Source organism: Haloarcula regularis (genome assembly GCF_029338315.1).
Classification (GTDB): domain Archaea; phylum Halobacteriota; class Halobacteria; order Halobacteriales; family Haloarculaceae; genus Haloarcula; species Haloarcula regularis.
In genome coordinates this window covers 1,151,149-1,171,569 of sequence record NZ_CP119794.1, presented here as the reverse complement: position 1 = coordinate 1,171,569, position 20,421 = coordinate 1,151,149, and the positions used below count along the sequence as shown (strand labels likewise).

At 64.8% G+C, this 20,421-nt stretch carries 13 protein-coding genes and 3 pseudogenes; 11 read left to right on the top strand and 5 right to left on the bottom strand.

Annotation, left to right across the window (positions count from 1 at the left end):
* The first annotated feature begins 45 nt into the window (after nucleotides 1-45).
* The gene (larC, locus tag P1N55_RS06355) at nucleotides 46-1,353 is read left to right on the top strand and encodes a nickel pincer cofactor biosynthesis protein LarC (protein ID WP_276278101.1); all 1,308 of its coding nucleotides are present in this window, start codon (nucleotides 46-48) and stop codon (nucleotides 1,351-1,353) included.
* Here the strand turns inward: larC and P1N55_RS06350 are convergent.
* Both P1N55_RS06350 and P1N55_RS06345 read right to left on the bottom strand, forming a co-directional pair.
* Nucleotides 1,350-2,162, bottom strand: coding sequence for a hypothetical protein (locus tag P1N55_RS06350; protein WP_276278100.1), 813 nt, complete (start codon nucleotides 2,160-2,162; stop codon nucleotides 1,350-1,352). The genes larC and P1N55_RS06350 overlap by 4 nt on opposite strands.
* A gap of 25 nt (nucleotides 2,163-2,187) precedes the next feature.
* Nucleotides 2,188-2,382: a hypothetical protein gene (locus tag P1N55_RS06345; protein ID WP_276278099.1), complete on the bottom strand. Its 195-nt coding sequence runs from the start codon at nucleotides 2,380-2,382 to the stop codon at nucleotides 2,188-2,190.
* A 115-nt stretch (nucleotides 2,383-2,497) separates the two neighbouring features.
* Here P1N55_RS06345 and radB point away from each other — a divergent pair.
* Nucleotides 2,498-3,207: pseudogene (radB, locus tag P1N55_RS06340) on the top strand (DNA repair and recombination protein RadB).
* A gap of 7 nt (nucleotides 3,208-3,214) precedes the next feature.
* On the opposite strand, the gene phoU reads toward radB, so the two are convergent.
* Nucleotides 3,215-3,895, bottom strand: a complete 681-nt coding sequence (gene phoU / locus P1N55_RS06335; protein WP_276278098.1) for a phosphate signaling complex protein PhoU — start codon at nucleotides 3,893-3,895, stop codon at nucleotides 3,215-3,217.
* Between the two features lie 235 nt (nucleotides 3,896-4,130).
* On the opposite strand from phoU, the gene P1N55_RS06330 reads away from it, so the two are divergent.
* On the top strand, nucleotides 4,131-5,678 hold the full coding sequence (locus P1N55_RS06330) for a TrkH family potassium uptake protein (RefSeq protein ID WP_379690202.1): 1,548 nt from the start codon (nucleotides 4,131-4,133) through the stop codon (nucleotides 5,676-5,678).
* 2 nt (nucleotides 5,679-5,680) lie between these two features.
* Here the strand turns inward: P1N55_RS06330 and trkA are convergent, their stop codons facing one another.
* Nucleotides 5,681-7,009: a Trk system potassium transporter TrkA gene (trkA, locus tag P1N55_RS06325; protein ID WP_276278097.1), complete on the bottom strand. Its 1,329-nt coding sequence runs from the start codon at nucleotides 7,007-7,009 to the stop codon at nucleotides 5,681-5,683.
* Between the two features lie 177 nt (nucleotides 7,010-7,186).
* On the opposite strand from trkA, the gene P1N55_RS06320 reads away from it, so the two are divergent.
* The 4 genes and pseudogenes from P1N55_RS06320 to P1N55_RS06300 all read left to right on the top strand — a co-directional run bounded on the left by P1N55_RS06320 (nucleotide 7,187) and on the right by P1N55_RS06300 (nucleotide 11,990).
* Nucleotides 7,187-7,654 (top strand): universal stress protein, encoded by a 468-nt coding sequence (locus P1N55_RS06320; RefSeq protein WP_276278096.1) that lies wholly within the window; start codon nucleotides 7,187-7,189, stop codon nucleotides 7,652-7,654.
* Nucleotides 7,647-9,886: pseudogene (locus P1N55_RS19645) on the top strand (amino acid permease). Before P1N55_RS06320 ends, P1N55_RS19645 begins: the two are co-directional and overlap by 8 nt.
* A gap of 108 nt (nucleotides 9,887-9,994) precedes the next feature.
* Complete coding sequence (locus tag P1N55_RS06305; protein ID WP_276278093.1) at nucleotides 9,995-10,948, top strand: S49 family peptidase; 954 nt, start codon at nucleotides 9,995-9,997, stop codon at nucleotides 10,946-10,948.
* The gene (locus tag P1N55_RS06300) at nucleotides 10,941-11,990 is read left to right on the top strand and encodes a DUF4350 domain-containing protein (RefSeq protein ID WP_276278092.1); all 1,050 of its coding nucleotides are present in this window, start codon (nucleotides 10,941-10,943) and stop codon (nucleotides 11,988-11,990) included. Before P1N55_RS06305 ends, P1N55_RS06300 begins: the two co-directional genes overlap by 8 nt.
* Here the strand turns inward: P1N55_RS06300 and P1N55_RS06295 are convergent.
* Nucleotides 11,987-13,450, bottom strand: a complete 1,464-nt coding sequence (locus P1N55_RS06295; RefSeq protein WP_276278091.1) for a DUF5518 domain-containing protein — start codon at nucleotides 13,448-13,450, stop codon at nucleotides 11,987-11,989. The two genes, P1N55_RS06300 and P1N55_RS06295, sit on opposite strands and share 4 nt — an antisense overlap.
* A gap of 2,003 nt (nucleotides 13,451-15,453) precedes the next feature.
* On the opposite strand from P1N55_RS06295, the pseudogene P1N55_RS19905 reads away from it, so the two are divergent.
* The 4 genes and pseudogenes from P1N55_RS19905 to P1N55_RS06270 all read left to right on the top strand — a co-directional run bounded on the left by P1N55_RS19905 (nucleotide 15,454) and on the right by P1N55_RS06270 (nucleotide 20,346).
* Nucleotides 15,454-17,114 (top strand): annotated as a pseudogene (locus tag P1N55_RS19905) (ABC transporter ATP-binding protein).
* The gene (locus tag P1N55_RS06280) at nucleotides 17,115-18,167 is read left to right on the top strand and encodes an SDR family NAD(P)-dependent oxidoreductase (RefSeq protein ID WP_276278088.1); all 1,053 of its coding nucleotides are present in this window, start codon (nucleotides 17,115-17,117) and stop codon (nucleotides 18,165-18,167) included.
* Nucleotides 18,146-19,084 (top strand): NAD-dependent epimerase/dehydratase family protein, encoded by a 939-nt coding sequence (locus P1N55_RS06275; protein ID WP_276278087.1) that lies wholly within the window; start codon nucleotides 18,146-18,148, stop codon nucleotides 19,082-19,084. Before P1N55_RS06280 ends, P1N55_RS06275 begins: the two co-directional genes overlap by 22 nt.
* Nucleotides 19,081-20,346, top strand: a complete 1,266-nt coding sequence (locus P1N55_RS06270; RefSeq protein WP_276278086.1) for a DegT/DnrJ/EryC1/StrS family aminotransferase — start codon at nucleotides 19,081-19,083, stop codon at nucleotides 20,344-20,346. Before P1N55_RS06275 ends, P1N55_RS06270 begins: the two co-directional genes overlap by 4 nt.
* Nucleotides 20,347-20,421 lie beyond the last annotated feature (75 nt).

Below are 20,421 nucleotides of genomic sequence, written 5' to 3'. Positions count from 1 at the left end.
CGCCGACAGCGTGGATTTTTAGCCGCCCGGCGCCTCGCCTCGCGTATGCGAACACTCGCCTTCGACGGCCGGATGGGCGCCGCCGGCGACATGGTCCTCGGTGCGCTCATAGCGGCCGGCGCCGACCGCGCCGCCCTCGACCCCGTCGAGGAGGCCCTCGACGTGACCTACGACGTCTCGACGGTCGACCGGAGCGGCGTCGCTGCGACGCGCGTCGAGGTGCTGCTGACCGGGGACACAGCGAACCACGACGACACAGACGGGAGGTCCGGGCACGCCCACACGCACGACCACGGCGACTCGGACCACGAGCACACGCACGGCCACGACGATTTGGACCACGCCCACACGCACGCCGAAGGGCACGGCCCGGCCCGGACCTACACGGAGGTCGTGGACATCGTCGAGGGGATGGACCTCCCCGACGGCGTCGAGGCCGACGCGCTCGCCATCTTCGAGATTCTGGGGACCGCCGAGGCGGCCGTCCACGGGACCGACCTGGCCGAGACGCACTTCCACGAAGTGGGTGCCGACGACGCCATCGCCGACGTCGTCGGGGCCGCGCTCCTGCTCGCGGACCTCGACGTCGAGCGCGTCGTCACGACGCCGGTGTCGGCCGGCGAGGGCACCGTCGAGATGAGCCACGGCACCTACCCGGTGCCGACGCCAGCGGTGGTCGAGATCGCCGAGCGGGCCGACTGGTCGCTGGCCGGCGGCCCCGTCGCGGCCGAACTCCTGACGCCGACGGGCGCGGCTATCCTGGCCTACGTCGCCGAGGGCGTCGAGACCCTGCCGCCGATGAACGTCGCCGACTCGGGCTACGGCGCCGGCGGCCGGGACGTGTCCGACCGGCCCAACGTCCTCAGGGCGATGGTCGGCGAGACGAGCGGCAGCCTCCGCCGTGACGACATCACCGTCCTCGAGACGAACGTCGACGACGTCTCGCCGGAGGTGCTCGGGGACCTGCAGCGCTCGCTCGGTGCCGTCGGCGCACGCGACGTCACCGTCGTGCCGACGACGATGAAGAAGTCCCGACCGGGCCACCTCGTGAAGGTGGTCTGCAAGCCCGAACGGGCCCAGTCTGTCGCCCGCCGGCTCGCCGCGGAGACCGGGACCCTGGGCATCAGAGAGCACGGCGCGGGCCACCGCTGGATCGCCGACCGCGAGTTCGAGACGGTCGCACTCTCGGTCGACGGCGAGTCCCACGAGGTGACGGTGAAGGTTGCCGCCGACGAGACGGGCGCGGTCTACGACGTCAGCGCCGAGTACGACGACGCGGCGGCCGTCGCCGAGGCCACCGGGCTGACGATTCGGGAGGTAATGCGCCGGGCGGAACGGACCGTCCAGTCCTAACTGTCCCGGTCGGCCACGCCGCCGCTTGCGGTCGGGTCCGCGTCGCCCGTGTCGTCCGTTTCCTCGCTCCCGCCGTCCTCGTCACCGCGGTGTTCGGCCAGTGCCTCCGCGATGGTGAGATCGCCCACTGCCACCCGCCGGGCCAGCAGTTCGTCGATGGCGCGGTTCGTCTCGCTCTCCTCGCGCGAGCGGTCCTTGATGCGCTGGAGCTCGCCGGCGGTCGGTTCGATGGTCCGGCTCGCGACCTCCTCACCGTCCATGCGGGCGATGTTGACCGCCGCCAGCACGTCGCCCATGCCGCGGGCGCCGCGCCCGAGATACGGCGTCGTCCCGGACTCGTCGACCAGTTCGACCGGGACGTCCTCGATGTCGTCGATGATGCGCGCGCCAACCAGGCGGGCGCCGTCCCCGATGCGGACCAGCGGGTCCGGGGCGTCCTCGAGTTCCGCCCGGACGACGTCGCCGGCCTGCGCCGCGGGCACCTGGAACGCGGCGACGACCACGTCGCCGTGCAGGACGGCGATGCCCGGTCGCTCGCCGGGGTCGATGCCGACGACGGTCCGGCCGTCGGTCCCCCGGAGCGTGGCGACGGTCGCCTCGACCGCACTCCGCGGGTCCTCCGGGTCGGCCTCGACGACCTGGACGCCTGCTGGCACGTCGACGGCCTCGTCGGTCGCGACGATGGCGACGTCGACGCGGTCGGGCCACTCGTCGCCGGGTTCGATGGTGGTGAAGGTGACGCCACGGTCGCGCAGCTCGTTGACCACGCCGTGGTACACCTCGAAGTCCTCCGTGGCGACGACTATCACTGCCGTCCCTTGGTACGAGGGGAACTTACGCCTGCTGGGTCGGCCTGCCAGACCGCGTGGCGAGGTGATACTCACCGCGAGAGCAGATACCGGCCACGACGACGAAGTCGACGTCCTCTCGCCACACACAGACACCGCGCCAGACGAGCCCCGTGAGGAGTACGAGGCCGACCGCCGCGACCGGGAGCTGGAGGGACCCGGGTGCGGACCGAACGTCCATGCGCGACGTATCTGCCAGGAGCACAATCTGAGTATCCGAGACTCCAAACTCGATTGCGGCGTCCGGCGGGAGCCAGGTGCGAGCGTTTTTATCCGAACCTGACCAACCCCCTGCTGTGAGCGAGTACGTCTCGACCGGGTGCGGGCCCATCGACGACCTCCTGGGTGGGGACTGGAACGCGGCGCGGTCACGCAGGTGTACGGCCCGCCGGCGTCCGGCAAGACCAACCTCGGGCTCTCGGCGGCGCTGGAAGTCGCCGCGGGCGGGGACGCCGCCCTCTACATCGACACCGAGGGGCTCTCGGCCGACCGGCTGCGCCAGGTCGCCGCCGGCTGTGCGGCCGGCACCGACCAGACCGTCGACGACCTGGCGGGCCGGCTCATCGTCTCGGAGGTGCTGGACTACGACGAGCAGGCCGAGGCGGTCCAGGACGCCGCCGAGTTCGCCGCCGAGGTGGAACTGGTCGTCCTCGACAGCGCCACCGGCTTCTACCGCCTGCGCCGGACCGACGCGGACGGCGGCGAGACCCTCCGGGACGTCGCTCGGCAGATCACCCACCTGCTCTCTCTGGCCCGCAAACACGACGTCGCGGTCCTCTTTACTAACCAGGTGTTCACCGACCCCGACAGCGACCGCCCGACGGCGCTGGGAGGGCACACGCTGAACCACTGGTCGGGGGCCATTCTCCGACTCGACCGCTATCGGGGCGGCAACCGCCGGGCGACGCTGGAGAAACACCGCGCCAAGCCCGCCGGCGACACCGCCCAGTTCAGCATCACGGACGAGGGACTGGTGGGCACCGACGGGCCGGAGGCGCCGCGGTAGGTCGCACTCAGTAGATGAGGTCGGCGTCGTTCTCGACCATGTACAGCGTGCGCGCCGCGATGTTGACGGCGTGGTCGCCGACGCGTTCGATGTCCCGAATCGTCAGGAGGAGGCGCGAGACGTCGGCCATCATCTGCTCTATCTCGGCATCGCTGGATTCGGCGTCTATCTCCCGTTCGATGAGTTCACGGACGACCGTCTCGGAGGCGGCCTCGCAGCGCTCGTCGATGTCGTCGTCCATCTCGGCGATGGCGTAACAGCGCTCGGCGTCCTCCTCGGCGTAGGCCATCATCGACTCCTCGATCATGTCGACGACGCCGTCGGCGATGGCCTGGATGTCCACCTCGGGGAAGACGTCGCGTTCGGCCTCGAGCGAGTACTCGCCGAGGTTCGTCGCCAGGTCGGCGATGCGTTCGAGGTCGGTGATGACCTTGAACGAGGCGGCGATGAGTCGGAGGTCGGAGGCGACCGGTTGCTGCAGTGCCAGCAGGTCGATGCAGTCCTGTTCGAGGTCCAGATAGAGCTGGTTGACCTCGTCGTCGCCCTCGATGACGTCCCACGCGAGGTCCTCGTCCTTCGATTCGAGCGCACGGAGCCCCATCTGCAACCGCTCGAGGACGACTTCGGACATGTAGAGGACGTCCTCCCGGAGCGACTGGAGCAGCTCCTGATACGATTCACGTGCCATGGGTGGGCAGTCTACTCCTGTGGGATAAGAGCCTTTCCCTTGTCTCAATACTCCCCAATAGTGCTCTATACCGCTATGTTCGGACCGAGTCGGGGCGGCCGCGTTCGTCCGCCGGGTGCGTCTCTGCCAGTTTTAAGGGGGTCGGGGCGGCACACTGGGCCATACTCGCCCGTGTACCGCCACACGCAACCCGCACGGCACGTGCCCCCGTGCCCGAACATGAGTACCCGTTGAGATGTCGAACCGAATCACTACTGTCGTCGCCTGGCGGACGAGCATCGCCCTGACGGGGACCGTCGTGAAGTTCCTCGCGGTGGCGATGCTCGTGCCCCTGGCCGTCGCGCTGGCCTACGGCGAGGACGTCGGCGTCTTCGGTATCTCCATCGTCGTGACGGTCCTGGCCGGCATCGCCCTGGAGCACGTGGACGCCGGGGACGACCTGCGCTCGCGCGAGGCGCTGCTGTTCGTCGCCGTCACGTGGTTCGCCGTCGCCGTGGTCGGCGCGCTCCCGTACGTCCTGGCAGGGATGGGCACCGACTCGACGCTCGCCGACCCGACGAACGCACTGTTCGAGTCGATGTCGGGCTTTACGACGACTGGGGCGACGGTGATGGGGTCGATCGGCGTCGAACAGCACTCACACGCGGTGATGCTCTGGCGCCAGCTCACCCAGTGGCTCGGCGGGATGGGCATCATCGTCCTCATGGTCGCCATCCTCCCGGAGCTGTCGGTCAACGGCGCCCAGCTGGTCAGCGAGGAGGCCCCCGGCCCGCAACTGGAGAAGCTGACCCCGCAGATAGCCGAGACGGCCCGCATCCTCTGGAAGGCCTACTTCGTCTTCACGGCCCTGCTCGCCGTGTTGCTGTACGGGCTCCATCTCGTCGGTCTCGCGCCCGAGATGACCCTCTACAACGCCGTCGCACACGCGTTCTCGACGCTGCCGACCGGCGGGTTCTCCACGAAGGCCGACAGCATCGCCGCCTTCTCCGCGGCGGTCCAGTGGGTCATCATCCCCTTCGTCGTCGTCGCGGGCACGAACTTCGCGCTGTTCTGGCACCTCCTGGACGGCGACCTCAGACGCCCGCTGGAGGACCCCGAGTTCCGGGCCTACGCCGGCGCGACAGCCGTCTTGACCGCCATCGTCGCTGGGTTGCTGTTCACCGGTGCGGCCCCGCGGCTCGCGCTCGGCGGGGCAACCGCGGGCGTCCCGGAGAACGCGCTCCGGCAGGCCGCGTTCCAGGTCACCTCCTTGCTGAACTCGACGGGCTATGCCACCAGCGACTTCGCCCAGTGGGCGCCCCACGGCCAGCTCGTCCTGCTGTTCACGATGTTCGTCGGGGGGTCGGCCGGGTCCACGGGGGGCGGCATCAAGGTGGTCCGCTGGCTTATCGTCCTCAAGGTGCTCCGGCGGGAACTGTTCCACACCGCTCACCCCGAGGCCGTCCGCCCGATTCGCCTGGGCAGCCACGTCGTCGACGAGGAGGCCATCCGCGGGGTGACCGGCTTCACGCTCCTCTATCTCATCCTCTTTGGCCTGGGTGCCGTGTTCATCTCGCTGGACGCCATCCGCGTGGGCATCACGCTCACGCCGCTCGAGGCCATCGGTGCCAGCCTGGCCGCCATCGGCAACATCGGCCCGGCCTTCGGCCGCCTCGGTCCCTTCGGGTCGTACCTGATGCTGCCGGACACGACGAAACTCGTGATGATCGTGCTGATGTGGGCCGGTCGGCTGGAGATAATCACCGTGCTCGCCATCTTCACCGGCGCGTTCTGGCGGCGGTAGCCCTACAGCGCCGTACTCGCCTCGTCGAGAACGTCGGTGTCGACGAAGACGACGACGTGGTCGCCCGCGTGGACGACGGTGTCTCCGCGCGGGATGACGAGTTCGCCGTCGCGCGTGATGGCCCCGATGACCACCCCTTTGGGCAGGTCGCCGACGGACTCCCGGATGGGGCGGTCGACGAGGACGCTGTCGGCGTCGACCTCTATCTCCAGGACCTCCGCACGGTCGGACTCGATGATGGCGACGTTCTCGGCCCCGTGTTCGTGGGTGAACCGCGTTATCTCCTCGGCGGTCACCTCGCGGGGGTTGATTGCGACGTCGACGCCGACGGCCTCGAACAGCTGGACGTACTCGCCGGCGTCGACGACGGCGACGGCCCGGTCGGCGCCCAGTCGCTTGGCCAGCAGGGCCGCAAGCAGGTTCTTCTCGTCGCTGTCCAGGGCCGCCACGACGGCGTCGACGGCCTCGACGTGTTCGCGTTCGAGGAACTCCCGGTCGGTCGCGTCGCTCTCCAGGACCGTGGTCCCGGGCAGTTCCTCGGCCAGCTCGCGGGCTCGTTCGGGGTCGCGTTCGATGAGCCGCGGGCGAAGCCCGCGCTCCTGGAGCATCCGGGCGGTGAGGTAGCCGATGTCGCTGCCGCCGACGACGAGGACGTCCCGCGCGCTCTCGACGTCGGGGGCCACCTCGTGGGCGAAGGTGTGGACGCTCTCTCGACTCCCGATGACCACCACCTTGTCGCCCGCCTCCAGCACCGTGTCCCCACGCGGGATGACGACGTCGTCGTCGGTCAGGATAGCGGCGAAGGTCAGCGACTCGTAGCGGTCGGCCTCGGCGACGGTCTGGTCGGCGACGGGGCTGGCCGCGCCGATCTCGAACTCGGCCATCTGGACGACGCCGTCGGCGAACGTCTCGACGTCGCTGGCCGCCGGCAGGCCGATGACCCGCGTGATGGTCTCCGCGGTCATCAGGTTCGTCGCGACCATGTAGTCGACGCCGAACGCGCCCTCGGAGTGCGACCAGGTATCGAGGAACTTCGCGTTCACCCGCGAGATTGTGAATGCGCCCGAGACGGTCTTTGCCGTCCCGCAGGTGACGATGTTGGTCTCGTCGTCGTCGGTGCTGGCGATGACCATGTCGGCCTTCGCGATGCCGGCCTCCCGGAGCGTCTCGAGTTCGGCCCCGTCGCCCTGGACGCCCAGGACGTCGACCTCGTAGACCAGGCTCTCGACGCGTTCGCCGTCGATGTCGATGACGGCCACGTCGTGGGCGTCGGCGAGGCTCTCGGCGATGGTCGATCCGACCTCGCCGGCCCCGACGACTATGACGTACATCGGCGCGCCACCTCGTGGTTCATGTTCCGTCCGTAGCGCCGGCCGGGTGAAGTGGGTTTCCATCGGGGCAACCGCGAAGATTCCTGGGGCTTAATACGTCCGCGCCCGGGTGAACGCGTATGTATCAGTCGCCCACCGTCGTGCGACCGTCGCTGCGGTCCGACCGGAGGCACCACCATGGCTGACCTGCTTGAGCGGGTCCTCCTACCGGTCGCGAGCGAGGAGGACGCCGTCACGTCGGCACGGGCGCTCGCCGCCCAGGACTACGGCGAGGTGGTCCTCGTCAACGTCGTCGAGAAGGCCGGCGGCGCGATGGACAAGGCCGGCGTCGAACAGCGCGAGCTCGCCGCCGAGGAGATGTTCGAGGCCGCGCGGGCCGTCCTCGGCGACGTCGAGAGCGACATCTACTACGGCACGGACGTCGTCGAGACCATCTTCGACGCCGCCGACGACATCGACGCCTCGGCCATCGTCGTGACGCCGCGGGGCGGCAACCGGTTCGTCCGTCTCATCACCGGCGACGTCGCCCTGGGACTGGTCACCGAGAGCGACCGGCCGGTGGTGGTCCTGCCCGACCGCGAGGAAGCGGACGCCGAGGAAGCAGGTGCGACAGACGAGGCGACGGAGGCCGGCGACGATGGGTGACGAGGAACTCGCGAAGGACCTCGGCCCGCTGGCCGCACTGACCATCGGCGTCGGGACGATGATCGGCGCGGGCATCTTCGTCCTGCCCGGCGAGGCCATCCTCAAGGCCGGGTCGCTGGCCTCCGTGGCGTTCGTGCTCGGCGGCGTCATCGCCATGTTCACGGCGCTGTCGGCCAGCGAACTCGGGACGGCGATGCCCAAATCCGGCGGCGCGTACTACTACGTCAACCACGCGCTCGGCCCGCTCTTTGGCTCGGTCGCCGGGTGGGCCAACTGGCTCGGCCTGGCCTTCGCCAGCGCGTTCTACATGGTCGGCTTCGGACGCTATATCGCCCGCATCTTCGGCATCAGCGGGACGATCGGGCTCGGGCCCGTCTCCATCTCGATGGTCAAGATCGCCGCGCTCGTCGGCGCGGCGCTGTTCATCCTCGTCAACTACGTCGGCGCCAAGGAGACCGGCCGCCTGCAGAACATCATCGTCGTCGTCCTCGTGGCGATCCTCGCGGTGTTCACGCTCCTGGGGACGCTCCGTGCCGAACCGGGGAACCTTCCCGACCCGAGTAGCGTCGTCGTCACCCTCGAGACGACGGGCCTCATCTTCGTCTCGTATCTCGGCTTCGTCCAGATCACGAGCGTCGCCGAGGAGATCAAAGAGCCGGGCAAGAACCTCCCGCGGGCGGTCATCGGGAGCGTCGTCATCGTGACGGTCATCTACGCGCTCGTGCTCGTCATCATGAGCGCGGCCGTCCCGCAGGGCTTCATCGCCGACGTCATCACGAGCGGCCAGGAAAACCCCATCGCCGTCGTCGAGGTCGGTCAGTACCTCCAGGGGGCGCTGATGGGCGGGGCGCTCCTCTTTGGCGGCCTGCTGGCTACCGCGTCGAGCGCGAACGCCTCCATCCTGGCGTCGTCGCGCATCAACTTCGCGATGGGGCGCGACCGCATCGTCACGCCGGCGCTTAACGAGATTCACCCCCGATTCGGGACGCCGTACCGCGCCATCGGCATCACGGGCGCGCTCATCCTGCTTTTCATCGTCGTGGGCGACCTGACGCTGCTCTCGGGGCCGCCTCGGGCCTGCACCTCATCATCTACGGCCTGCTGAACTTCGCGCTCATCGTGATGCGGTACGTCGCGCCCGAGGAGTACCAGCCGGAGTTCATCGTGCCGCTGTTCCCGCTGTTGCCGATCCTCGGTGCGATCCTGTCGTTCGCGCTGCTGGCGTTCGTCGAGAGCGCCGCCCTCCTGCTCACTTTCGGCATCAGCGCGGCGGCCATCCTGTGGTACGTCGCCTACGCCCGCACCCGGACGGAGAAGCAGGGCATACTCTCCCAGCACGTCCTCTCGGAGGCGAGCAAGTTTCCGGACGCGGCGGTCAACGCGGCCGCCGAGGTCCAGCCCGACGGCGGTAAGTACCGCGTGATGGTCCCACTGGCGAACCCCGCCCACGAGAAAGAGCTCATCACGCTCGCCAGCGCCGTCGCGAAACAGCGCGGGGGCACCGTGGTCGCGACGCACATCATCACCGTCCCCGACCAGACGGCGCTTGCCAGCGCGGCCGAGCGGGCCGACGAGATCGACGAGACCTCGGCCCAGCTGCTCGAGAGCGCCCGCGAGGACGCCGAGACGTTCGGCGTCGAAGTCGAGACTCACACCATCCTCTCGCATCGCTCCTTCGAGGAGATATTCGACGCCGCACGGACTCACGACGCCGACCTCGTGGTGATGGGCTGGGGTCCCGACTCCCACGGGTCGCCCGGCCGCGCCGAGTCGGCGATGGACGAGCTCACCCAGACGGTCCCCTGTGACTTCCTCGTCCTGAAAGACCGCGGGTTCGACCCCTCGCGCATCCTCCTGCCGACCGCCGGCGGCCCGGACTCGGACCTCTCGGCCGGCATCGCGCGGATGCTCCAGGCCGAGTACGACTCCGAGGTGACGCTGCTCAACGTCGGCAAGGACGAGGCCGAAGCAAGGTCGTTCCTCGAATCGTGGGCGGCCGAACACGACCTCACCGACGCGACGCTCCGGCCCGAGACGGGCGACGTCGAGGACGCCATCGAGCGCGCCGCCGAGGACGCGACCATGCTCCTCATCGGGGCGACCGAGGAGGGCCTGTTGCGACGCCTCGTCTCCGGGTCGCTCGTGCTGGACGTGGTCGACGACGTCGAGTGTTCGGTGCTGCTGGCCGAGAAGCACCGCCAGCGGAGCCTGATCGACCGGCTGTTCGGGTGAGACAGGCCCGGCGTTGGACCCGGCCAGCCCGGCCGTACCCTCTCGGCGACCGGGAGCGAGTGCGGTATGTTGACGAACCTTTACGGCGCTCACGCCATAAGGGGTGCCATGGGTATTGCCGACAGAGCAACGCCGGCGACCGTTGCCTCCTATATCGTCGTCGTCACTGCCGCCATCGTCGTCGTCGCGACCGTCGCGCCGCCCCTCATCACGGCCGTCCAGCCCTCCGGCCCCGACCAGAAGCAAGTCGCGGTCATCTCGGTGCGGGGGTCGACCAACGACGCGAACGTCAACGCAGTCCAGGACGCGCTGCGCGAGGCCAGACAGAACGAGTCCATCGCCGCCGTGGTCCTCAGCATCGACAGCTCCGGCGGCCCGGTCGACTCGAGCGAGGAGTTCTACCTCGCGGTCAACCGGACCGCACGCGAGATGCCGGTCGTCGCCTACGTCGAGGGCGTCGCGGCTTCGGGCGGGTACTACGGCATCGCCCCGGCCGACGAGATCATCGTCAAACCGAGTTCGACTGTCGGGAGCGTCGGCGTCATCGTCTCCGCGCCGCTGAGTCTCATCGAGGACGCCGAGCAACAGGGCGAGGCGCTCGTCCGGTCCGGGCCCGACAAGGCACAGGTGTCGCGCGACCAGATCCGCTCGGACATCGAGACGCTCCAGAGCGCCTTCGTCGGGACGGTCATGCGCCACCGGGGCGAGGACCTGACGGTCTCGCGCGAGGAAGTCGAGAACGCAGACGTCTACCTGGGTGCGACCGCCGTCGAGAACGGCTTCGCCGACCGCATCGGTGACAGCGGCACCGCCATCCAGCGCGCCGCCGCCCTGTCCGACGAGATTCAGGGCGACAACTACGGCGTCGTCTACGACGGCGCCGGTCCCGACGTGACGGTCATCGTCCTGCAAAACGAGGTCGAACGGGTCGACGGCGACATCGTCTACGTCAACCGGACCGGCCAGGCGAACGATGAGTTCGTCCAGCCGGTGACGTACTGGGCCGTCTGGGGCGTCCCACGTGGCAACACGACGACCGTGGAGGTGACGGCCGATGGCTGAGGGCCGCGTCGTCACGCTGCTGGGCACCTTCATCGCCGTCGTGGTGGTGTTGCTCGCGGCCGCTGCCCTCTTCGGGTTCCTCGGCTCCGGGGTGGTGGGAACTGACACGAGCGAGGCCGTCCAGGGCCAGTCGCCCTCGCACTTCCAGCCCGGCGCCATCGCCGATCCGGCGGACCCCGAAGACGGCGAGATAACGGTCGAGACTGACGCCGAGTCGAAGTCGATCCTCGTCGACACCCGCCACAGCAACGGGTTCTCCGAGGAGGACTTAGAACCCGTCGGCGACGCCCTGTTCAGGGCCGGCCACGAGCTGAACTTCTCGAAGGGGAAGGGCGGTGACCGGTACGACGACACGCTTGCGCGCCACGACGCCCTGCTCGTCATCAACCCCCGCGGGGCGTTCAAACCGGCTGAGCGCGATGCCCTGAAGGACTTCGTCGACGACGGCGGGCGCGTGGTGGTCCTCGCGGAACCAACGCAAGTCAGCTCCAGCGGCGGGCTCTTCTCGTCGGCCCGGCAGGAGTCGTTCGGCCCGACGGAACTCGCCCGGGCCTACGGCTTCCGGGTCGGCTCCGAAGCGCTGTACAACCTCGACGACGACGCGAACGACAACAACTTCAAGAGCATCTATGTCACCCCGCCCGGGAGCGGGGCCCTGCTTCGCGGCGTCGACACCGTCACCTTCGACACCGCCGGCCAGGTCATCGTCCGGAACCCCGACGAGACGAAGACGCTCCTGACCGCCGCCGAGGGGACCCGGACCCTCGAGACGCGCCGCGAGGGGACCTACGTGACCGCCGCGCGCAACGGCAGCATGGTGTTCGTCGCGGACTCGGACTTCATCTCGAACAACGAGGTGTACGACGCCGACAACGAGGCGTTCGTCGGGAACTTACTGGAGTTCCTCGTCGGCGGCCAGTCAACCGGCGGCGGGTCAGCGGACACGCCCGACGAGGAACCGACCGAAGAACCCACGGACGAACCCACCGAGGAACCGACCGAGACGCCGACCAACGAGTCCTCGGCCTCGCGTTCCGGCTAGTCCCGGTAGCGTCCGTTCCCGACCTCGAGTTCACCCGGCGTTCGGTACCAGCCGGTTCCCGGGCCGCGGAGTTCGACGGCGGTCCGCTGGCGATACTCGTTGCCGGTCCAGCCCCCCGAGAACCACTCGTTCCGACCGTCGAGCTCCGTCCCGACGTACACCGTCGCGTTCGGCGGACTCTCGTAGGCCGCGTACACCCGGCTCTCGTACTCGTAGCACCGGTGTCTGTCCGACCGCCCGAACTGGCACTCGACGTCCGTCTGCTCGTACCGGGGCTCGAGCAGCGGTTCGGTCCCGAACGGGTCCGCCGTCTCGATGGACTCGTTCGATCCGAGCGCGACTGTGAACGTGAAGCTGCCGTCGTGCTGGACGCCCATCGCCGGGTCCGACGGGTCGTACTCCTCGGGCGGAATCCGCTCGCGCCAGCCCATCGTCTCGTTTTGCACCTCACGGTAGTACACCCGCGATACCTCGATCCGCTCGGCTGAGATGGCGAGCATCCGTCCGTGGTCGGTCTCGACGATGTCGTACGTGAAGTTCACCGGTTGCGGGTCTCTCATCGAGCCCTCGACCGCCGGGACGTACCGGTCGTACCGGGCGCTCTCGACGAACTGCTCGCCGAGCGCGGATTCACCGTCGACCTGCGGGAGCGGAACGTAGAAGGTGGCGTTCTCGAGGCTCTCGTCCGCCGAGAGCGTGACCCGGTACTCGAGGGTGCTCTCCGTGGTCCGGTCGACCCGCTGGTCGCCAAGCAGGGACAGCCCACCGACCAGGAGGCCGAACAGGACCACGACCGCCACCGCGCCGACGCCGACGGTCCGCCAGTCGATGGTGCTGCCACGGCCCCGCGTGAGAAACCGGTAGCCGAGGACGGCGACCGCTGTTCCGGCGATGAACCCGATTGGGAGTCCGACCAGTGCCGAGGGCCAGATGAACGGATCGAGCACCGCCGTCAGCGCGAGCGCGACCGCCAGGAAGGTGACGACGCCGGCGACGAGACTCGCGGCGATAGCGGCCCAGTGGCGGCCGGGACTGCGACTCACATCCCCGGTCCCAGCCGAACTGTCTCCTCCTGCCGTCACCTGTCTGTCTTCCGCGAGGAGTGTCCCGAGCGCGCCGCCGATGCTCGCGACGACGACCTGGCCCAGCGAGGCGAGCAGCGACAGCGCGGCCGCGATTGCTAGGCCTCCGAGGGGGACCGCCGGCGAGACGAACGGGAGGTCACCGAAGCGGACGAACAGGACGACGCCGGTCACGAGGGTACTCAGCGCCGCCATGAGGACGCCGGCCACCGCACCCGCGATGGCACCGCGCGTTGTGTCCCCGCGCTCGAGATAGCCCGCGATACCGCCGCCGAGCAACGGTGCGACGAGCACTACGATCGGTACGATGCCGAACGCCGCTCCGGCGACGCCGCCGATGGCGCCGTTCCGGAGCGTCTGTCGTGTCAACGAAGCCATGTTTTGGGCGACTCGACGGGGCGACTTAGGGATAGCGCCTGACTCGGTACCGCACTGTCGGCCCGTCGTCGAGGCGTCGACTCGAAACTGAACGGTTTCATACGCCCAGTGACGGACGGTTTCCCAGATGGAATACACACAAAGTCAGAAAACGAGGATGGTGGTTACGGCTGGACAGTCACTCGAGTTGGGGGATTGATGCCCGTTTATTGGACAACCTTGGCCAGAGCCGCCGCTAGTAGAGGGACAAACTGAGAGAATCGAAACTAGAAGGGCCTGGCATTCTGTCTGGCGAAGCTGCCCATGCAGGCAGCGGTATCCAGGGTGTAGACGAGGTTTTAGAGCGTCAAGAAGTATTGGTCGGTGAAACACTCCGGAACTTTTGTACTTTCCAAGGTTGGCAAAACCCACAGACTGCAACAAGGTTGGGCGGTTCCTAGAGCTGAGTCGTCTGGAATCTATCTATTCCTATCCGATTACGGGGCAGCCAATCATAAGCAGAATCTGCCTGAGTATCTCACTGAGCACCCACAGAGCCGTTTTTGAAAAGCAGGGAGCCAACCGCCAAGCGGAAACTTGCTCCTGACTATCTGATCTAGGCATCTATTCAGACATCCTCACACTACTAAGCGGGGCGTTTCCCCAAGGTTGGGACGAACGTGTACTCCCTATATCTATGCTGGGCGGTTTTCCCAGCTGTGTATTCCGATCGGGCCAGTAGCGGTGTCAACTACTCTATCAAACTCCAATTTGCGCATACTGACTGATTCGCTCGCTGAGGGAGAGGCTCGTCCATCCACACGGCGCTGGATTCTTGTATGAAACGTAATTGAGAACGAGATTTAGTGCCCCAGGAATTCATTAATTGATCAAAGTGGGGTGCTGATGGCCAGTCATCATTAGGAAATAACCACTCGGGCTAAAGGCAAAGTTCCTCAATTGGTCGACGGCGAACAGGGATAATTTGAGTTTATCACCTGATAGTTCGGACCCGATGACTATGAGAAGTTCCGGACTACTCAGGACGCTGACGAGTGCCAGTGGGATTGCTGCCGTTATCACCGGGTGTCAGTCTAGTAGACTGACTGAAGTTCACTTACTTCACCCTCAGTGCACAGTTGCGACACGACCGGCGGAAACAGCGGATTGAACACGCTGAGAGGTAGGGTCAGTAGCCCGGAGATGAGGACTGCTATCCGGTTGATGCCGACTGTTGACTCGGCGAGAAGGAACCCAACCATCAGATGCCTTTCCGATTGCACAACACCGAACCGACGTCCTTGAGTGTCAACGGAACAGTGTACGAGTGGTCCTCTCATACACCCGTCCCTGTATGTTAGCCAGTGATGTCGGTTCAGTGTATGCATAGAGCAACATCATGGTCACCACACATCTGGCGCATCATCGTCGTATTGTGATAAATCTGTTATCATATACGTATTTCTTGCTGGTTTAACCGAGAAACTATTGGTCTTTTCAGGTCACAGGGGGAACTCACGACATACTCCTATCAGTGAGTGTGATTACTCGTCATAATTTCGAAATTGTAGCATCGTAGTCTTCTGTGTTGACCTCGGAAGTCAGCGTCCTGAATGTTTTTAGTAGGTCATTCCAGAACTTCGCACCTCTCTAACTGCTTCAGCCATATCGAACTCGAAACCGTGGGAAACTGGTTGTAGATTGTCGCCCGCTCGCAAAATGTTCCTAACTGATTACTATCGGGACATATCGCTGTGGTCACATAAGTCAGAGGCGACCAAATCAGTAAAATGGCTGGACAGTAGCATTTAATCCGTCTTTCCTACCCGTATCAGCTATCGAATCCATTTTGTACCTCGACAGGGTATCATGGCTACAAAGACGTGGTCTCTCAGGATATCTCTCTCAAAGAGCGATTCCAAGCCCTCCTTCGGGCCGCGGAGTATCGCCCAAAACTCGCGATTGGAGCAATCCTACTTAGTATCGTAGCAGCGTTCTTTGAGGGTATCGGGTTGAGTTTCATCATGCCCATCGTTGAACTCGCCCGAGGAGATGTTGACCCCAGTGAAGCTTCCGGACTCCTTGGTTTGTTCGCCGATGTCTATAATTTCTTAGACATTCCATTCTCACTCGCCTATTTGGTCGTCGGTGCGTCGCTCGTACTGTGCGTCCGCTTCACGATGAGTTTCGTTGTCGGATGGTTCCGTGGCGCGATCGAGACGTACTACGTGCAATACCTTCAGAATGAGGCGTTCACTCATGCCGTCGGCGCTGAGGTGACCTACTTCGACAACGAGGGATCCGACGACATCTTGAACGCCATCGTCACCCAAGCCGAGTACGCTGGGCGAGTACTTAGACATATTGTCAGGACTGTCGAACTCCTCTTCTTGACTGTAATGTATCTGTCGCTGGCACTGTATCTTGCGCCGGTACTGACAGTCATTACGGCAGCCATCTTCGGGTTCCTCTCGTACCTGTTCACCTCCGTTCTGGGATCGGGATACGACCTTGGCGACCTTGTCGCCGACGCCAACGAGCGAATTCAACAGCATGCACAGGCGGGAACACAGGGGATTCGTGATATCAAGCTGTTTAATCTGCAAAGTGAACTCATGGAGCGTTTTTCGACTGCCGTCAATGACTTTACGACAACGCGTGTGAAGTACTATCGAAACCAACAGGCGATACAGAACTATTATCAGTTATTGACGGCGGTGATGATGTTCGCACTTATATATGTTGGACTCTCCTTCTTTGAACTCAGCATCGGCGAACTTGGCGTGTTCCTGTTCGCCATGTTCCGACTGGGTCCACGGGTGAGTTCGCTGAACAGTTTGGCGTATAACCTAAATGCTGACCTACCACACCTTGTGAGGACACAACGGTTCATTGACCGACTGAAAAAGCGGTCCGAGCCTGAAATGCAAGCCTACCAGTTCCGGACTCTGTCACCCAGGTTGAGTTTGACGATGTGGACTTCTCCTACGAGAGCGCAGAAGATCAGGTCCTCCAGAATCTAAACTTTGCCGTACGGCGAGGCGAGTTTATCGCCTTTGTCGGCCCTTCGGGCGCCGGCAAGTCCACAATTGTATCGTTGCTGGCTCGGCTGTACGAACCTACCGACGGCGATATTCTGGCCAACGGCAAGTCGATTGCCGATTTCGATATCGACGACTGGCGAGAGAAGGTTTCCGTCGTTCGCCAGAAACCGTATATATTTAATGATTCCCTCCGAGCGAACGTCACGATTGGAAACAGAGACGCTTCGCAAGCAGAAATAGAAAGGGTATGTGAGGTCGCGCAGGTGTCCGAGTTCCTTGACGACCTCTCCGACGGGTACGAGACGCCACTGGGGGACGATGGAGTACGTCTCTCCGGGGGCCAGCGACAACGAATTGCACTCGCAAGAGCCCTACTCACGGATTCGGATCTACTCGTTTTGGACGAGGCCACGAGTGATTTGGATACAGGAATCGAAAACGATGTACAACACAATATCGAAGCGATGAACAGAGATTATGCAATGATCGCTATCGCTCACCGTCTCTCAACTGTTCGAAATGCCGACCGAATCTATGCGGTGGAGGACGGTGAAATCGTCGAAGTCGGATCACACGAAGACTTGATCACAAACGACAGCACCTATGCACAATTATACATGACACAGCGGGAGGGCGCATAGATGTCTAACTACTCAGAGTTCATCTCCAACAAGAAGTTTCTCATCACAGGCGGTGCCGGGTCAGTGGGTCAGGCGCTTGTTGACCGGTTGGTTGAAGAAGACGTAGACGTTATCAGAATGCTTGATAACCACGAACCAGGTCTCTCTCGCCTGAAATCTAAGCACGACGACGAAAGACTCCGCTTCCTCCTGGGTGACGTGCGAGACAAGGATCGACTGGGGCGAGCTATGCAAGACATTGATGTCGTGATCCATACGGCGGCGATGAAACACGTCGATATCTCCGAGTACAACCCATTCGAAGCCGTCAAAACGAACGTCGTTGGCCTCCAGAACGTCGTAGACACCGCCATTGATTCCACGGCGACCCGGCTCGTGTTCACCAGCAGCGATAAGTCTGTCCACCCGGCAAACACGATGGGGACAACGAAACTGCTCGGCGAGAAACTGGTCGCGGCCGGCAACAAGTACAGCGGTCGCAGCGACCTCAACCTCGCGTCGGTGCGATTCGGGAATGTGCTGGGGTCCTCGGAGTCAGTCGTGCCCTTATTCCGCGAGCAGATTCGCGACGGCGGCCCCGTGACGCTCACCGATGAACGCATGAGCCGCTTTTTCATCACCGAGAGGGGAATCTCCGACCTGGTGCTAGAGGCCGCCACTAGCACTCGGGGTGGCGAGGTGTTCCTCCACGAAATGTCGGCGGCGCGCATCGAGTGCCTCGCTGAGTCTATGATCGAAATACTTGCCCCGCAACACGGCTATGATCCGGAAGATATTGACATTGAAATCGTCGGGCGCCGCGTCGGCGAGACTCTGCACGAGAAGGTGATGACCGAACGAGAAGCGGCCCGTGCTGTTAAAAAAGGTTCGATCTACGCTATCCCCCCTGAGAAGGGCTCCGACGGCTATCTTAGTCACGAAGGATTGGATAGCTACGAACCCCCCGGCAAAATCGTTCGGTCCTCCGAACAGGCTGAGAGCTCTCCCGTGAGGAAATCGCCGCACTTCTCGAACGAACGGGGGTGTGCTGAATGGCCGAGACCGTCCTCGTGACTGGAGCAGCCGGATTCATCGGCCGGTGGGTCACGAAGGAGTTGCTTGACCGCGGGTACCGCGTCCGGGGCTACGACGACCTCTCGGGTGGCAGTCGGGAGAATGTCGCAGCCGTCGCCGACGACCCGTCGTTCACACTCGTTGAAGGCGACGTCCGAGACGCTGACCGTGTGGCCGCCCAGTTCGACAACGTCGATCTGTGTCTGCACCTCGCGGCCGAGATCGACGTCCACGAGAGCCTCGAAGACCCAGAATCGCACTTCGAAACCAACGTCGTCGGCACCCAACACGTCCTCGAGGCCTGCCGGCGGACAGACACCCGTCTCACGCTCGTCGGCACCTGCATGGTCTACGACGTCGCCAACGCCAATGGCGGCATCAACGAGGAACACCCCGTCGACCCCGCCTCGCCCTACGCCGGGACGAAACTCGCCGGCGAGGACATCGCGATGTCGTACTACCACGGCTACGACTTGCCTGTCACCGTGCTGCGGCCGTTCAACACCTACGGCCCCTTTCAGAAGACGGGCAACGCCGGCGGCGTCGTCTCCATCTTCACCAAGCGCGATCTGACGAGCGAGACCCTGCATATCTACGGCGATGGGACGCAGACACGCGACCTTCTGTATGCCACCGACTGTGCGCGTTTCGTCGTCGACGCAAGCGAACACGACGATGCAGTCGGCGAGGTAATAAACGCCGGCACCGGCAAGGACGTGAGCATCAACGAGCTCGCCGAACTAATAGCGACCGGCGACACTGCGATCGAACACGTTGAGCACCACCATCCCCAGAGTGAGGTCGATCGGTTGCGCTGTGACTCTAGCAAGGCACGCGAGTTGCTGGGCTGGGAGCCGACCGTCTCGCTCGAAGAGGGTGTCGACCGACTGCGGACGTGGATGCGCGAACGAGTATGACCGACGACTCGACGCCGGATGACGATCCGACACCGGCCGGCGGCGATGCCGACCACCCGGTACTCCACGGCGACGGTACCGACACTCCTGCGGCGTACGGCGGTACCCCGGTCCGCGAGGAGAGTATGGGCTACGGCGGGCAGTCGATTACAGAAGCCGACAAGGAAGTGGTCGCCGAGGCGCTAGAGGGCAACTACATCACGCGTGGGCCGACGGTCGAGCAGTTTGAGAATCGTGTCGCCGATCTCGTCGGCGTGGACCACGCCGTTGCCGTCACCTCCGGGACTGCGGCGTTGCATCTCAGTGGTCGCGTCGCGGGCTTCAGTGCCGGCGACGAGGTGATTACGACCCCTCTCACATTCGCCTCGACGGCCCACGCCGCCACCTACGCTGACGCGACCCCTGTCTTCGCCGACATTGACTCCCATACCCGGAATCTGGACCCCGACGCTGTCCGGGCGGCGATAACCGAGGACACTGCGGGGCTGATTCCGATGCACTACGCCGGGCACCCGCCCGACGTCAAGGTCTTTCTCGACATCGCCGACGAGCACGACCTCACCGTCATCTGGGACGCCTGTCACGGATTCGGTGGCACCCACCGGGGTGAACCCGTGGGCTCGCGACCGGATATGGCCATCTTCAGTTTCCACCCGGTCAAGAACGTCACTACTGGCGAGGGTGGAGCGGTCGTCACCGACGACGACCGCCTGGCCGAGCGCCTGCGCCGACTGCGCTCGTTCGATATGAACTACACCCCGAAGGGCCACGAGGACGAACCCTGGTACCAGGTCACCGAGGGCGAAGGATACAACTACAACATCACCGACTTCCAAGCGGCACTCGGGATCTCACAACTCGACCGGATAACCGAGTTTAAGCGCCGTCGCGACGAGATCATCGCCCGGTACGACGAGGCCTTTGCCGACGTCCAGGGGTTGCGAACGCCGCCCGACGCCCCGAACAGCGACCCGATTTATCACCTCTACGCGGTCGAGGTGCGGGAGGGATTCGGTTGTGACCGCACCGAGTTCGTCAACGCGATGCACGCCGAGAACATCTACGTCCAAGTCCACTACGTGCCGCTGCACTTCCATCCGTTCTTCCAGGAGGAGTTCGGCTACGAACGGGGCGACTTCCCGGAAACCGAACGCGTCTACGAGGGACTGGTGAGCCTCCCTCTGTATCCGGCGATGGACGACGGGGACGTCGCGGACGTCGTTGAGGCAGTCCGGCGGTTGCACGCGTATCACGCCGGGTGACCGTCGCTTTCGGGAGTCGACGCGGGGACGCTGGTCCGGTCGAGTAGGTGATTTTTTCCTCGTGGTCGTCGTGGA

Excerpts from the sequence above, each read along its gene's own strand:
- larC (WP_276278101.1), top strand. The coding sequence starts at position 46 with ATGCGAACACTCGCCTTCGACGGCCGGATGGGCGCCGCCGGCGACATG.
- P1N55_RS06345 (WP_276278099.1), bottom strand. The coding sequence starts at position 2,382 with ATGGACGTTCGGTCCGCACCCGGGTCCCTCCAGCTCCCGGTCGCGGCG.
- phoU (WP_276278098.1), bottom strand. The coding sequence starts at position 3,895 with ATGGCACGTGAATCGTATCAGGAGCTGCTCCAGTCGCTCCGGGAGGAC.
- P1N55_RS06330 (WP_379690202.1), top strand. The coding sequence starts at position 4,131 with ATGTCGAACCGAATCACTACTGTCGTCGCCTGGCGGACGAGCATCGCC.
- trkA (WP_276278097.1), bottom strand. The coding sequence starts at position 7,009 with ATGTACGTCATAGTCGTCGGGGCCGGCGAGGTCGGATCGACCATCGCC.
- P1N55_RS06320 (WP_276278096.1), top strand. The coding sequence starts at position 7,187 with ATGGCTGACCTGCTTGAGCGGGTCCTCCTACCGGTCGCGAGCGAGGAG.
- P1N55_RS06305 (WP_276278093.1), top strand. The coding sequence starts at position 9,995 with ATGGGTATTGCCGACAGAGCAACGCCGGCGACCGTTGCCTCCTATATC.
- P1N55_RS06300 (WP_276278092.1), top strand. The coding sequence starts at position 10,941 with ATGGCTGAGGGCCGCGTCGTCACGCTGCTGGGCACCTTCATCGCCGTC.
- P1N55_RS06295 (WP_276278091.1), bottom strand. The coding sequence starts at position 13,450 with ATGGCTTCGTTGACACGACAGACGCTCCGGAACGGCGCCATCGGCGGC.
- P1N55_RS06280 (WP_276278088.1), top strand. The coding sequence starts at position 17,115 with ATGTCTAACTACTCAGAGTTCATCTCCAACAAGAAGTTTCTCATCACA.
- P1N55_RS06275 (WP_276278087.1), top strand. The coding sequence starts at position 18,146 with ATGGCCGAGACCGTCCTCGTGACTGGAGCAGCCGGATTCATCGGCCGG.
- P1N55_RS06270 (WP_276278086.1), top strand. The coding sequence starts at position 19,081 with ATGACCGACGACTCGACGCCGGATGACGATCCGACACCGGCCGGCGGC.